This is a genomic window from Winslowiella iniecta (assembly GCF_001267535.1).
Classification (GTDB): Bacteria; Pseudomonadota; Gammaproteobacteria; order Enterobacterales; family Enterobacteriaceae; genus Erwinia; species Erwinia iniecta.
Map to the genome: position 1 here is coordinate 1 of NZ_JRXE01000038.1, position 14,305 is coordinate 14,305.

Genomic DNA, 14,305 nt, shown 5'->3' on the forward strand with positions numbered 1-14,305 from the left:
CTTAATTGGTCGCACAATCAGTAGATCATAAATCTCTATGCCTGTCCTGTTTCCCCGCCCATTACTGGGGATTCCTCAGCGCCGCAGCGGGTTTTTTTATCAACAGTCTAAACCGTTACTTTTTTACTTTCTTCTCAACTTTGGCGTTTTTCACCGGTTGTGCTGTTACCGCTTCGGCAACTGAGGTGAAGGGTTCGACAAAGTTACGACCGTAGAAAGTATCCAGCATAATCTGTTTCAGTTCAGCAATCAGCGGATAGCGCGGGTTAGCGCCGGTACACTGGTCGTCAAACGCATCTTCGGCCAGCTTATCCACTTTGGCAAGGAAGTCCGCTTCCTGTACGCCTGCTTCGCGGATAGATTTCGGAATTCCCAGCTCTGCTTTCATCTCTTCCAGCCAGCCGAGCAGCTTCTCAATTTTCTCTGCGGTGCGGTCACCGGCAGCGCTTAAGCCTAAATGGTCAGCGATTTCCGCATAGCGACGACGCGCTTGTGGGCGGTCATACTGGCTGAACGCCGTCTGCTTGGTTGGGTTGTCATTGGCATTGTAGCGGATGACGTTACAAATCAGCAGGGCGTTGGCCAGACCGTGCGGAATATGGAACTCGGAGCCCAGTTTATGCGCCATTGAGTGACAAACACCGAGGAAGGCGTTGGCAAAGGCGATACCGGCGATGGTGGCGGCATTGTGCACACGCTCGCGGGCAATCGGATTTTTTGCCCCTTCTTTATAACTGGCGGGCAGATTATGTTGCAGTAGTTTCAGTGCCTGCAACGCCTGACCATCAGAGTATTCATTTGCCAGCACCGAAACGTAGGCTTCCAGTGAGTGGGTCACCGCATCAAGGCCACCAAAGGCGCAGAGGGATTTCGGCATATTCATCACCAGGTTGGCATCGACGATCGCCATATCCGGCGTGAGTGCATAATCCGCCAGCGGATATTTCTGGCCGGTCGCGTCATCGGTAACCACCGCAAACGGGGTCACTTCAGAACCGGTACCGGACGTGGTGGTGATGGCGACCATTTTCGCTTTCACCCCCATTTTCGGGAATTTATAGATGCGTTTACGGATATCCATAAAGCGCAGTGCCAGCTCTTCAAAGTGAGTTTCCGGATGCTCGTACATCACCCACATGATTTTCGCCGCATCCATCGGTGAACCACCGCCCAGTGCGATAATCACATCAGGTTTAAACGAATGCATCTGCTCGGCACCTTTGCGCACGATACTCAGCGTCGGATCCGCCTCCACTTCGAAAAACACTTCGGTTTCAATGCCGTGAGATTTCAGCACGGAAGTGACCTGGTCAGCGTAACCGTTGTTAAACAGATAGCGGTCAGTGACGATAAAAGCACGTTTAGCACCGTCAGTCGCTACTTCTTCAAGGGCGATCGGCAAGGAACCGCGACGGAAGTAGATAGACTTAGGAAGTTTATGCCACAACATATTCTCTGCTCGCTTGGCCACAGTTTTCTTGTTGATCAGATGTTTAGGTCCGACGTTTTCAGAAATGGAGTTGCCTCCCCACGAACCACAGCCCAGCGTCAGAGACGGTGCCAGTTTAAAGTTATACAGATCGCCGATGCCACCCTGTGAGGCCGGGGTATTAATCAGGATACGGGCGGTTTTCATCTTATCGCCGAAATAGTTGACGCGTTCGCGCTCATTATCCTGGTCGGTATAGAGACAAGAGGTGTGACCGATACCGCCCATCGCCACCAGTTTTTCCGCTTTGCTGACCGCATCGGCAAAATCTTTGGCACGATACATGGCGAGGGTAGGCGACAGTTTTTCGTGAGCAAAAGGCTCTGTTTCATCCACCTGCTTCACTTCACCGATCAGAATCCGGGTATTCGCTGGCACTGTAATACCGGCCATTTCGGCAATTTTCACCGCGGGCTGACCGACAATCGCCGCGTTCAGCGCGCCATTTTTCAGAATGATATCCTGTACCGCTTTTAATTCCTGCCCCTGCAGCAGGTAGCCGCCGTGGCTGGCAAAGCGTTCACGTACTGCATCATAGACCGCGTCAACCACGATAACTGACTGTTCTGATGCGCAGATTACGCCATTATCAAAGGTTTTTGACATCAGAATCGATGCCACTGCACGTTTGATATCCGCCGTTTCATCAATCACTACCGGGGTATTACCGGCACCAACACCAATCGCCGGTTTACCAGAGCTGTAAGCCGCCTTCACCATGCCCGGACCACCGGTGGCGAGGATCAGGTTGATATCCGGGTGATGCATTAATTGGTTAGACAGTTCAACGGAGGGGACGTCAATCCAGCCGATAATATCGGCAGGTGCACCGGCGGCGATGGCGGCCTGCAACACAATATCTGCCGCTTTGTTGGTGGCATCTTTCGCTCGTGGATGTGGGGAGAAAATAATGCCGTTGCGGGTCTTCAGGCTGATCAACGCTTTAAAAATAGCGGTAGAGGTTGGGTTGGTCGTCGGGACGATACCGCAGATAATACCGGTCGGTTCGGCAATGGTAATGGTTCCGAAGGTGTCATCGGTTTCGAGGATGCCACAGGTTTTTTCGTCTTTATAAGCGTTATAGATATATTCTGAGGCGAAGTGGTTTTTGATTACTTTATCTTCAACGATACCCATACCCGATTCGGCGACGGCTAATTTAGCCAGCGGTATGCGGGCATCTGCAGCGGCGAACGCGGCAGCGCGGAAGATTTTGTCTACTTGTTCTTGAGTGAAATTGGCGTATTCACGCTGTGCTTTTTTAACACGTTCAACAAGTGCGTTAAGTTCAGCGACATTAGTCACGGCCATAATACTCTCCTGATGGAAGTTTAAACTCTTTTAGTAAACAAACCTGACTAGCGAGTATAGTCAGCGAGTCTGACACTGTCGTTTCACTGTGCTGTCGCCAGCCTTTTATCACGCTGAAAAATTATGTTCATTTACTGAAAGAGTTTTGCTGCATATACAGTCTGATGCTACGCTCTGCTCTGCTTCTGTCCTTCCTTTGTATGTCAGTGAGCTTACCCCCTCCGAGGTAGCTGTTTTATGATCTGCATCAAGTTATATGCAAGCTGACACCTTTCAGCACGGTCGATTATTTGAGCTACAGCACAAATTCCGCTAGCGAGAAAATTGGCCTGTTATGTGATCGCATAATCAGCTGGCTGTTATTTTAATGATGGAGTTATCTGCTGGGGTGATGGAATAATCTGGGGTGTTGTGCTGCTTTCGCAGCTGGAGTCCGTGACACTTTTCGATTAAATTAGCCGCCTGAAATTGGCTCAGGTCTGGAGCGCTGAGTGAACCCTGCAATTCTTGATTTATCCGGCTACATTAAATTTTTCGTTGGGCTGTTTGCGCTGGTTAACCCGGTCGGCATTATTCCGGTATTTATCAGTATGACCAGCTATCAGGGTGTCGCAGAACGGAATAAAACCAATCTGACGGCGAATCTGGCAGTGGCGATTATTCTCTGGACTTCGCTATTCCTCGGCGATGCCATCCTGCATATTTTTGGTATTTCCATCGACTCCTTCCGTATCGCTGGCGGCATTCTGGTGGTGACGATTGCCATGTCGATGATCAGCGGCAAGCTGGGGGAAGATAAACAGAACAAGCAGGAGAAGTCAGAAAGCGCGATCCGCGAGAGTATCGGCGTGGTGCCGTTGGCGTTGCCGTTAATGGCCGGGCCGGGTGCCATCAGTTCAACCATTGTCTGGAGTACCCGCTATCACAGCTGGCAAAACCTGCTAGGGTTCAGTCTGGCAATTGCGCTGTTCGCGGGCTGCTGTTGGTTGCTGTTTCGCGCTGCGCCATTAATGGTGCGGTTACTCGGCCAGACCGGGATTAACGTTATTACCCGTATTATGGGATTGCTGCTGATGGCGCTGGGCATTGAATTTATCGTTGCCGGTGTGAAATCGATCTTCCCCGGCTTACTTGGCTAAAACTTTCACCCTCCCTCTTTCAAAAATAGGCGCATATTATGCGCTTATTTTTTAGTAAAAAACTTTCCTCGCGCTAAAACAGTGCATATTGTGAAATTATTGCATCTTTATGGTGCAGGTATTCATCTCTCTTCATTCATGGCGCGCATTATAAGAATCCTTTCTGTTGTTCTGCCGCCAGAGATATCCATACCGGAGTGATGTTATTTTTTTCACATTATTCTCTGATACCTAAATGCATTTTTCTGGCATTCTTATCATCAATTATGCATTTAATGCAGCGGATTGTTCTGAGCAAAGGATAAATTAGAAAAATTTGTGCATTTTGTGCGCAGTCAGCACAACCTGATAACTTTACTGTAACCATAATTCAAATTAAACATATATAAATCAATGAGTTTGTTGATATTTTAGTTTAACAAATAACGCTTTGACGTTACTCGTTAACGTGATAAAAGAGAATTAGTTAACATTTTTAAGATTTTGCTTTGGCGCAAAATCTCGGCTTCTGTTAATTTCCGATGCATCGTAAAAAAAAATTTGGACCTGTCGGCAAAATGAGAACGGATTTTGCTTAAGCCTTTAGTTATATGAAGTTGTCGCGGTGTTAGTGGGATTCACACGGGCAAATCCACCATAAGGATGAATTTACGTTTCATGAAATTGATCAACGCTATGCGAAAAGGCATTTCGCCCGGTTTTATCCTTTCTTTTAGCCTGACGAGTCCGGTTTTTGCCGCCAGCGTACCGGCGGGTACCGAACTTGCTGCACAACAGTCGGTGGTGATTAATAACGGCTCCGAAGTGGCTTCCCTCGATCCACATAAAACTGAAGGCGTGCCGGAAACCAGTATTATTCTAAATCTGCTGGAAGGATTAGTGTCGAATGATAACTACGGTCATCTGGTTCCGGGTGTGGCGGAGCGCTGGGAAAATAAGGAGGGTAAAGTCTGGACTTTCTGGCTGCGCGACAATGCCCGCTGGAGCAACGGCGAGCCGGTTACCGCGCAAGATTTTGTCTGGAGCTGGCAACGACTGGTGGATCCCAACACCGCTTCACCTTACGCCAGTTATGTTCAGTATGCGCATATTGAAAATGTCGACGATATCATTAACGGCAAAAAGCCAGTCAGCGCGCTGGGCGTAAAGGCACTGGACGATCGTCGTTTGCAAGTGACGCTCACTGAGCCGGTGCCTTATCTGCTGGCGATGTTAACGCATACCGCGATGAAACCGGTTAACCGTCAAGCGGTGGAAAGCTTTGGCGAACAGTGGACGCGGCCTGAGCACTTTGTTGGCAACGGTGCGTACACTCTGAATCGCTGGGTGGTTAACGAAAAAATTGTACTGAAGCGCAATCCGGGTTACTGGAATAACAGTAAAACGGTGGTTGAGCAGGGCACCTTTTTACCGATTGCTTCGGAAGTCAGTGACGTTAACCGCTATCGCAGCGGTGAAATTGATATTACCAACAGCGCCATTCCGCCAGATCTCTACCCGATGCTGAAAAAACAGCTTGGCCAGCAGGTGCACGTGAGCCCTTACCTTTGTACCTTTTATTACGAAATCAATAATCAGCGCGCGCCGTTTACCGATGTGCGGGTGCGTACCGCGCTTAAGCTGACGCTGGACCGCGAGATTATTGCCGAAAAAATTATGGGGCAGGGGCAGATTCCGGCATACGGTCTTACCCCGCCGTTTACCGAGGGGGCCAGTTTAACGCCGCCCGAGTGGTTCACCCTGACGCAGGCTGAGCGTAATGCGAAAGCCAAAGCACTGCTGGCGGAAGCGGGGTACAGCGCTGAAAAACCACTGAAATTTGCGCTGCTGTACAACACCTCCGATCAAAATAAAAAGCAGGCGATTGCTGCCGCCTCGATGTGGAAAAAGAATCTCGGTGCTGACGTTACCTTGCAGAATCAGGAGTGGAAAACACTGCTGACCGCCCGTCATAACGGTGAATTTGACGTGGTGCGTGCCACCTGGTGTTCTGACTACAACGAGCCATCGACCTTCCTCAATATGTTGCTGAGTGACTCATCGACCAATACCGCTTTCTATAAAAGTCCGGCGTTTGACGGACTGTTGGCGCAGTCCCTCGCGGCAGGCGACGAGCGGGCGCGGGCGGCGATTTATCAGCAGGCAGAGAATCAGCTCGACAAAGACTCGGCGATTATCCCGGTTTATTACCGCGTCAGCGTGCGACTGGTGAAACCCTGGGTCGGTGGATATACCGGTAAAGATCCGCAGGATAATACCGATTTAAAATATTACTACATCACTAAACATTAATTTGCTGCGCACCGGGCGAAACAGCTCGGGTGCGGCGAACGATGGTGGCCCGGCAGGGCCAGAAGAACGCTACTGAGGGCATTAATTCGTTCCAATGTCCTCAGTGGGTTGCCCGGTTTACGGGAGATAGCTGAACGCTCACTGCATCAGCAATAATAATCACTGGAGTATTAACACCATGACCAACATCACGAAAAAAAGCCTGATTGCCATTGCGGTGATGGCCGCGCTGGGCGCGCAAAGCGCACTGGCGGCGAATGTGCCGGCAGGCGTTGAACTGGCCGCGAAACAAGAGCTGGTAAAAGGCAACGGCGCTGAACTGCAATCGCTCGATCCGCACAAAATCGAAGGCGTGCCGGAATCAAATGCTAACCGCGATCTGCTGGAAGGTTTGATTATCAGTGATTTGGAAGGTCATCCAATCCCGGGTGTCGCGGAAAGCTGGGAAAATAAAGATGGCAAAGTGTGGACTTTCCACCTGCGTAAAAATGCCAAATGGTCGAACGGCGAGCCGGTCACCGCACAAGATTTCGTTTACAGCTGGCAGCGTCTGGCCGATCCGAATACCGCTTCTCCTTACGCCAGCTATCTGCAATACGGTCATCTGGCCAATATTGATGAGATTATTGCCGGCAAGAAAAAGCCAACTGAGCTGGGGGTGAAGGCGATTGATGCCAATACACTGGAAGTGACCCTCAGCGAGCCGGTGCCTTACTTCTATAAGCTGCTGATTCACCCATCAATGTCGCCGGTATATAAGCCTGCGGTGGAGAAATTTGGTGAGAAATGGACGCAGCCCGCCAACTGGGTGGGCAATGGCGCATTTAAACTGAAAGAGTGGGTGGTGAACGAGCGTATCGTTCTGGAGCGCAACCCGGACTACTGGGATAACGCCAATACCAAACTGGAAAAAGTCACTCTGCTGCCAATCTCTTCTGAAGTCACCGATGTGAACCGCTATCGCAGCGGCGGCAGCGACATGACCTATAACAATATGCCGATCGAGTTGTTCCAGAAGCTGAAACAAGAGATTCCAAAAGAGGTGCATGTTGACCCGTATCTCTGCACCTATTATTACGAAATTAATAACCAGAAACCGCCATTTAACGATCCGCGCGTGCGTGCTGCACTCAAGCTGGGGATTGATCGCGATATTATCGTGCATAAAGTGAAAAATCAGGGCGATCTGCCAGCTTATAGTTATACCCCGCCTTACACTGACGGCATCAAACTGACCGAGCCAGAGTGGTTTAGCTGGTCACAGGAAAAACGTAACGAAGAGGCGAAAAAACTGCTGGCGGAAGCCGGTTTTACCGCCGACAAGCCGCTGACCTTTGACCTGTTGTATAACACCTCCGATCTGCATAAAAAACTGGCGATTGCCGCAGCGTCTATCTGGAAGAAAAATCTTGGCGTTAACGTTAAGTTGCAGAACCAGGAGTGGAAAACTTTCCTCGATACCCGTCATCAGGGTAATTTCGATGTGGCACGTGCTGGCTGGTGTGCGGATTATAACGAACCGACCAGCTTCCTGAACACCATGCTGTCTGACAGCAGCAATAACACCTCACACTATAAGAATCCGGACTTTGATAAGGCGATGAACCAGACGCTGGCTGCGCCTTCCGATGAGAAACGCAGTGAGCTGTATGGTGAAGCGGAAAAAATCCTCGATAAAGATTCGGTGATCGTACCGGTTTATTACTACGTTAACGCGCGTCTGGTGAAACAGTATGTTGGCGGCTATACCGGCAAAGATCCGCTGGATAACGTCTACGATAAAAATCTGTACATCATTAAACATTAATTAGCAGCCAACCGGTTGTAAGTCGCAGGGGGCGGCGTCAAGTCGCCCTGATTCGCGACTTCTGGTGTTTTTATACTGTAGTTTGAGCCATGTAGGTACGGGCAATGTTAAAGTTCATTTTACGTCGTTGTCTGGAAGCGATTCCGACGTTATTTATTCTTATTACCATCTCATTCTTTATGATGCGTTTAGCACCGGGCAGTCCTTTTACCGGTGAGCGCACGCTTGCGCCAGAAGTTATGGCCAATATTGAAGCCAAATATCACTTAAACGATCCGATCCTGACGCAGTATTTCAGTTATCTGAAACAACTGGCGCATGGCGATTTCGGCCCCTCGTTTAAATATAAAGATTACACGGTGAACGATCTGGTCGCCGGTTCCTTCCCGGTTTCGGCCAAACTGGGTGCCGCGGCATTTCTGCTGGCGCTGGTGGTCGGGGTGACCGCCGGGGTGATTGCCGCACTGAATCAGAATACCAAATGGGACTATACGGTAATGGGGATCGCCATGACCGGGGTGGTGATCCCCAGTTTTGTGGTGGCCCCGCTGCTGGTCATGGTCTTTGCGATCATGCTGAAATGGCTGCCGGGCGGCGGCTGGAATGGTGGGGCGCTGAAATTTATGATTCTGCCAATGGTGGCGCTATCGCTGGCCTATATTGCCAGTATTGCGCGTATCACCCGTGGCTCAATGATTGAAGTGCTGCACTCCAACTTTATTCGTACCGCGCGCGCCAAAGGTTTGCCGATGCGTCGCATTGTGCTGCGCCATGCGCTGAAACCCGCGCTGTTGCCGGTGCTTTCGTATCTCGGCCCGGCCTTTGTCGGCATTATTACCGGTTCGATGGTGATTGAAACCATTTATGGCCTGCCAGGTATCGGCCAGCTATTTGTTAACGGTGCGCTGAACCGTGACTACTCGCTGGTACTCAGCCTGACGATTCTGGTGGGTGCACTGACCATTCTGTTCAACGCGATCGTGGATGTGCTGTACGCCGTTATCGATCCAAAAATCCGTTATTAACGCTGGAGCTCGCCATGATTTTAAGTAAGAAAAATAGCGAAGCTCTCGATAACTTCAGTGAAAAGCTGGAAGTCGAAGGGCGCAGCCTGTGGCAGGATGCGCGTCGTCGCTTTATCCATAACCGTGCGGCGTTAACCAGTCTGTTTGTGCTGTTGCTGATTGCTCTGTTTGTTATCCTCGCGCCGATGTTGTCGCAGTTTGCCTATGACGATACCGACTGGGCGATGATGTCAGCGGCACCGGATATGACCTCCGGTCACTATTTCGGTACTGACTCATCAGGTCGTGACCTGTTGGTGCGCGTGGCTATCGGTGGCCGTATTTCCCTGATGGTCGGCGTATCGGCTGCGCTGGTGGCGGTACTGCTGGGTACGCTGTATGGCTCACTGTCCGGTTACCTTGGCGGTAAAATTGACTCGGTAATGATGCGACTGCTGGAGATCCTGAACTCCTTCCCGTTTATGTTCTTTGTCATTTTGCTGGTGACTTTTTTTGGTCAGAACATATTGCTGATTTTCGTCGCCATCGGCATGGTGTCGTGGCTGGATATGGCGCGTATCGTACGCGGCCAGACGCTGAGCCTGAAGCGTAAAGAGTTTATCGAAGCGGCGCATGTTGGTGGTGTCTCAACCTTCAATATCGTGGTGCGCCATATCGTGCCCAACGTGTTGGGCGTGGTGGTGGTGTATGCCTCACTGCTGGTTCCCAGCATGATCCTGTTTGAATCCTTCCTTAGCTTCCTTGGCCTCGGCACCCAAGAGCCACTTAGCAGCTGGGGCGCTCTGCTGAGCGATGGTGCCAACTCGATGGAGGTGTCGCCATGGCTGTTGCTGTATCCGGCGGGCTTCCTGGTGGTGACGTTATTCTGTTTTAACTTTATCGGCGATGGCCTGCGTGATGCCCTCGACCCGAAAGATCGTTAAGGAGTTTCCCGATGAGCATAATTGAAACACAGCCAGCAATGGCAAATACCACGGGAAGCGCGGCGCTGCTGGAAGTTAAAGATCTGCGCGTCACCTTTAAAACCCCGGATGGTGACGTCACGGCGGTAAACGATCTCAACTTTAGCCTCAGCGCTGGTGAAACGCTGGGAATTGTCGGTGAGTCCGGTTCCGGCAAATCGCAGACGGCTTTTGCGCTAATGGGGCTGCTGGCCAGCAATGGCCGCATCGACGGTTCGGCGCTGTTTAACGGCAAACAGATCCTGAATCTGCCGGAAAAGCAGCTGAACAAACTGCGCGCCGAGCAGATTGCGATGATTTTCCAGGATCCGATGACTTCGCTGAACCCGTATATGAAGGTGGGCGAACAGCTGATGGAAGTGTTGCAGCTGCATAAAGGGATGAGCAGCAGCCAGGCCTTTGAAGAGTCGGTGCGGATGCTCGACGCGGTGAAAATGCCGGAAGCGCGTAAGCGTATGAAGATGTATCCGCATGAGTTTTCCGGCGGGATGCGTCAGCGTGTGATGATTGCCATGGCGCTGTTGTGCCGTCCGAAACTGCTGATTGCCGATGAGCCGACCACTGCACTGGATGTGACGGTTCAGGCGCAGATCATGACGTTGCTGAATGAGCTGAAACGCGAATTTAATACCGCAATTATTATGATTACCCACGATCTCGGCGTTGTGGCCGGCATCTGTAATAAGGTGCTGGTGATGTATGCCGGACGCACCATGGAGTATGGTCAGGCGCGTGATGTGTTTTATCGTCCGGCGCACCCTTACTCAATTGGTCTGCTGAATGCGGTACCACGACTGGATGCGGTAGAAAATGACATCCTGATGACCATTCCGGGTAATCCGCCCAACCTGTTGCGTCTGCCGAAAGGCTGTCCGTTCCAGCCGCGATGCCCATATGCGATGGATATTTGCGCCAGTGCGCCGCCGCTGGAAGCCTTTGGTGAAGGGCGTTTACGTGCCTGCTTTAAGCCGGTGGAGGAGTTGGTATGAGCGTGGTAGCCGAGAAAAAAGTGTTACTGGAAATCGCCGATCTGAAGGTGCATTTCGATATTAAAGATGGCAAACAGTGGTTCTGGCAGCCGCCGAAAACCCTGAAAGCGGTGGATGGCGTCAGCCTGCGTCTGTATGAAGGCGAAACCCTTGGCGTGGTTGGCGAATCCGGTTGCGGTAAATCGACGCTGGCGCGGGCAATTATCGGTCTGGTCAAAGCCACTGATGGCCGCGTTGCCTGGCTCGGACGTGATCTGCTTGGTCAGAGTGCGGAAGAGTGGCGTAAGGCGCGCAGCGATATCCAGATGATCTTCCAGGATCCGCTGGCCTCACTGAACCCGAGGATGACCATCGGTGAGATTATTGCCGAACCACTGCGTACCTATCATCCGAAAATGCCGCGTCAGCAAGTGAAGGACAAGGTGAAGGCGATGATGATGAAGGTGGGTCTGCTGCCGAACCTGATCAACCGCTATCCGCACGAGTTCTCGGGTGGTCAGTGTCAACGTATCGGTATTGCCCGCGCGTTAATCCTTGAACCGAAACTGATTATCTGTGATGAACCGGTTTCGGCACTCGACGTGTCGATTCAGGCGCAGGTGGTGAATCTGTTGCAGCAGTTGCAGCGTGAGATGGGGCTGTCGTTGATCTTTATCGCCCACGATCTGGCGGTAGTGAAGCATATCTCCGACCGCGTGCTGGTGATGTATCTCGGTCATGCGGTGGAGCTGGGCACCTATGATAATGTTTACAGCAATCCGCAGCATCCGTACACCAAAGCGCTGATGTCGGCGGTGCCGATTCCCGATCCCGATCTGGAAAAGCAGAAAACCATTCAGTTGCTGGAGGGGGAGTTGCCGTCGCCGATTAATCCGCCATCAGGCTGCGTGTTTCGTACCCGCTGTCCGATTGCCGGACCGGAATGTGCCAAAACCCGGCCACTGCTGGAGGGCAGTTTCCGCCATGCGGTGTCTTGCCTGAAAGTGGACCCGATGTAATTAATCACGCCGCCCCTGGGGAAAAACGGTAAGGGCGGCGTTTTTTTATTCACGCCATAAAATATGGCACAGCTTGTGGTCTTTCTCACGGCACAGCAGAACGCGGGCGAAAATATCGTTAATCGGCTCACCGTCTGCGTCACCCAGACCAATCACCACTTCAGCGAAAAAGTCAGGATTCAGATCGAAGTCCACATGCTCCTGCCAGTCTTCTGCTGGATCCATCAGCTCGGCACCGCCACGCTCTTCAAACTGCAGATTAAATAAAATAATATCTGCCGGATCGAGGTTATCCCCTGCCAGTTCAAGAAAGATATCGTAAGCCTGTTCCAGCGTTTCATCTTCGGTAAGACGGTTATTTAAATCCATGATTAATCCCTTGGCTTTGCGGACATTTTGCAATTTCGCTCGTTTTACAGCAACGGACTGAAGAAGTAAAACAGTCGTTCAACGATTCGCTGCCAGTAAGCCCGTCGCGACCAGCGTTTGGCATCAACCAGCCGGGAACGCGCGATATAATCATCCTGCACACAGGCTAAATCAGCACCAAAGCCTTCATCATCAATCACCAGTGTGATCTCAAAATTGAGCCACAGGCTGCGCATATCCAGATTCACCGTACCGACCAGGCTGAGCTGACCGTCGACCAGAATACTCTTGGTATGCAGCAGGCCGCCTTCGAACTGGTAAATTTTTACCCCGGCATCCAGCAGCTCGGCAAAGAAGGCGCGACTGGCCCAGCCGACCAGCATCGAATCATTGTGATGCGGTACGATCAGGCTGACCTCTACACCGCGCTGGGCAGCGGTACAGATGGCGTGCAACAGGTCGTCGCTAGGCACAAAGTAGGGGGTGGTCATAATCAGCTGTGAACGCGCCGAATAAACCGCGGTTAACAGCGCCTGATGAATCATATCCTCCGGGAAACCGGGGCCGGACGCAATCGCCTGAATGGTGTGGCCGCTCTCCTGCTCGAAGGGCATCACATTACTATCCGGCGGCGGCGGTAAAATACGTTTACCGGTCTCAATTTCCCAGTCGCAGGAGTAGATAATGCCCAGCGTCGTCGCCACCGGACCTTCCATGCGCGCCATTAAATCGACCCACTGACCGACGCCCGCATCCTGCTTAAAGTAGCGCGGATCCACCAGGTTCATACTGCCGGTGTAGGCAATATAGTTATCGATCAGCACCACTTTGCGATGCTGACGTAAATCCATACGACGCAGGAATACACGTAACAGACTGACTTTTAAGGCTTCCACCACATCGATGCCGGCATTGCGCATCATCGCTGCCCACGGACTGCGGAAAAAGGCCACGCTACCGGCAGAATCCAGCAGCAGTCGGCAGTGCACGCCGCGCCGGGATGCCGCCATCAGCGATTCCGCCACTTCATCGGCCATCCCGCCCGGTTGCCAGATATAGAACACCATCTCGATATTATGGCGCGCCAGTTGGATATCGCGGATCAACGCTTTCATGGTGTCTTCGGAGCTGGTCAGTAGCTGTAGCTGATTGCCTTTCACCCCGGCAATGCCCTGACGATTTTCACACAGCTGGAACAGCGAACGCGCGACGTCACTGTTTTCAGTGGCAAAAATATGGTGACAGGATTTCAGATCATTGAGCCAGCGCGCGGTCGAGGGCCACATGGTGCGGGCTCGCTCGGCACGGCGTTTGCCAAGATGCAGTTCACCAAAGGAGAGATAAGCGATGATCCCGACCAGCGGAATAATATAGATGATCAACAGCCAGGCCATCGCCGATGGCACTGCCCGCCGCTTCATCAGAATGCGTAATGTCACACCGGCAATCAGTAACCAATAACCAAATAACAGTAGCCAACTGATTAGGGTGTAAAAAGTTGTCATTAAGTGGAAATCCTGTTCACGCTCATGGTTGAGGCAGTTTACGTGCAGATGACCTTTGGCGAAACCCTGTGACTCATTTTTCCGCGTGCAACACATCGGACCTGGATCGGCAAAACAAAGGTCTATAATGCGACGCGTGTGATAATTAAGCGGGAAGATGGTGAAATGAGACGAAGCAGAAACGAAGTGGCACGTTGGCGGATGATGCGCCAGGTTCAGCGTCGCAGGGCGCGCTGGCTGGAAGGGCAGTCCCGTCGCTATGGTCGTATGCACTCGTTTCGTCATCAGGTGAGCCAGCAACAGCGCCGCTCAATCCTGTTTATTTCGCAGTATATGTAATTATTGGGGCCAGTGGCTGGCCCCAATCTCGCGCGATTAAAATACGCGTTTAAACGGCTTTACCGCGACATGGCGGTAGA

General features: G+C 51.6%; 11 protein-coding genes. 8 read left to right on the forward strand and 3 right to left on the reverse strand.

Annotated features, from left to right (window positions below):
- Positions 1–115: 115 nt before the first annotated feature.
- Positions 116–2,800: a bifunctional acetaldehyde-CoA/alcohol dehydrogenase gene (gene adhE, locus NG42_RS20035; protein WP_052902541.1), complete on the reverse strand. Its 2,685-nt coding sequence runs from the start codon at positions 2,798–2,800 to the stop codon at positions 116–118.
- Positions 2,801–3,291: 491 nt separating this feature from the next.
- Between adhE and NG42_RS20040 the strand changes: the two genes are divergently transcribed.
- The 7 genes from NG42_RS20040 to oppF all read left to right on the forward strand — a co-directional run bounded on the left by NG42_RS20040 (position 3,292) and on the right by oppF (position 12,012).
- Positions 3,292–3,939: a YchE family NAAT transporter gene (locus NG42_RS20040; protein WP_052902544.1), complete on the forward strand. Its 648-nt coding sequence runs from the start codon at positions 3,292–3,294 to the stop codon at positions 3,937–3,939.
- A 675-nt stretch (positions 3,940–4,614) separates the two neighbouring features.
- Positions 4,615–6,231 carry an ABC transporter substrate-binding protein gene (locus NG42_RS20045; RefSeq protein WP_420911326.1) on the forward strand — a complete coding sequence of 539 codons (1,617 nt, stop codon included), beginning with the start codon at positions 4,615–4,617 and terminating at the stop codon, positions 6,229–6,231.
- Positions 6,232–6,409: 178 nt separating this feature from the next.
- Entirely contained in the window at positions 6,410–8,038 is a 1,629-nt protein-coding gene (gene oppA, locus NG42_RS20050) for an oligopeptide ABC transporter substrate-binding protein OppA (RefSeq protein WP_052902549.1), read from the forward strand.
- 104 nt (positions 8,039–8,142) lie between these two features.
- Positions 8,143–9,063 carry an oligopeptide ABC transporter permease OppB gene (gene oppB / locus NG42_RS20055; protein ID WP_052902550.1) on the forward strand — a complete coding sequence of 307 codons (921 nt, stop codon included), beginning with the start codon at positions 8,143–8,145 and terminating at the stop codon, positions 9,061–9,063.
- A gap of 14 nt (positions 9,064–9,077) precedes the next feature.
- Entirely contained in the window at positions 9,078–9,986 is a 909-nt protein-coding gene (oppC, locus tag NG42_RS20060; protein WP_052902552.1) for an oligopeptide ABC transporter permease OppC, read from the forward strand.
- An 11-nt stretch (positions 9,987–9,997) separates the two neighbouring features.
- Positions 9,998–11,014, forward strand: coding sequence for an ABC transporter ATP-binding protein (gene oppD, locus NG42_RS20065; protein WP_052902554.1), 1,017 nt, complete (start codon positions 9,998–10,000; stop codon positions 11,012–11,014).
- Positions 11,011–12,012, forward strand: a complete 1,002-nt coding sequence (gene oppF / locus NG42_RS20070) for a murein tripeptide/oligopeptide ABC transporter ATP binding protein OppF (protein WP_052902556.1) — start codon at positions 11,011–11,013, stop codon at positions 12,010–12,012. Before oppD ends, oppF begins: the two co-directional genes overlap by 4 nt.
- 45 nt (positions 12,013–12,057) lie before the next feature.
- Here oppF and NG42_RS20075 read toward each other — a convergent pair whose 3' ends face one another.
- Complete coding sequence (locus NG42_RS20075) at positions 12,058–12,381, reverse strand: HI1450 family dsDNA-mimic protein (protein ID WP_052902558.1); 324 nt, start codon at positions 12,379–12,381, stop codon at positions 12,058–12,060.
- Between the two features lie 44 nt (positions 12,382–12,425).
- Complete coding sequence (gene cls / locus NG42_RS20080; protein ID WP_052902559.1) at positions 12,426–13,886, reverse strand: cardiolipin synthase; 1,461 nt, start codon at positions 13,884–13,886, stop codon at positions 12,426–12,428.
- A 165-nt stretch (positions 13,887–14,051) separates the two neighbouring features.
- Here cls and NG42_RS22775 point away from each other — a divergent pair, with 165 nt between their 5' ends.
- Positions 14,052–14,225 carry a YciY family protein gene (locus tag NG42_RS22775; protein ID WP_156322237.1) on the forward strand — a complete coding sequence of 58 codons (174 nt, stop codon included), beginning with the start codon at positions 14,052–14,054 and terminating at the stop codon, positions 14,223–14,225.
- Positions 14,226–14,305 lie beyond the last annotated feature (80 nt).

Coding starts and splice junctions, on each gene's coding strand:
- NG42_RS22775 (WP_156322237.1), top strand. CDS start 14,052: ATGAGACGAAGCAGAAACGAAGTGGCACGTTGGCGGATGATGCGCCAG.
- oppF (WP_052902556.1), top strand. CDS start 11,011: ATGAGCGTGGTAGCCGAGAAAAAAGTGTTACTGGAAATCGCCGATCTG.
- cls (WP_052902559.1), bottom strand. CDS start 13,886: ATGACAACTTTTTACACCCTAATCAGTTGGCTACTGTTATTTGGTTAT.
- oppD (WP_052902554.1), top strand. CDS start 9,998: ATGAGCATAATTGAAACACAGCCAGCAATGGCAAATACCACGGGAAGC.
- oppB (WP_052902550.1), top strand. CDS start 8,143: ATGTTAAAGTTCATTTTACGTCGTTGTCTGGAAGCGATTCCGACGTTA.
- oppA (WP_052902549.1), top strand. CDS start 6,410: ATGACCAACATCACGAAAAAAAGCCTGATTGCCATTGCGGTGATGGCC.
- adhE (WP_052902541.1), bottom strand. CDS start 2,800: ATGGCCGTGACTAATGTCGCTGAACTTAACGCACTTGTTGAACGTGTT.
- NG42_RS20045 (WP_420911326.1), top strand. CDS start 4,615: ATGCGAAAAGGCATTTCGCCCGGTTTTATCCTTTCTTTTAGCCTGACG.
- NG42_RS20075 (WP_052902558.1), bottom strand. CDS start 12,381: ATGGATTTAAATAACCGTCTTACCGAAGATGAAACGCTGGAACAGGCT.
- oppC (WP_052902552.1), top strand. CDS start 9,078: ATGATTTTAAGTAAGAAAAATAGCGAAGCTCTCGATAACTTCAGTGAA.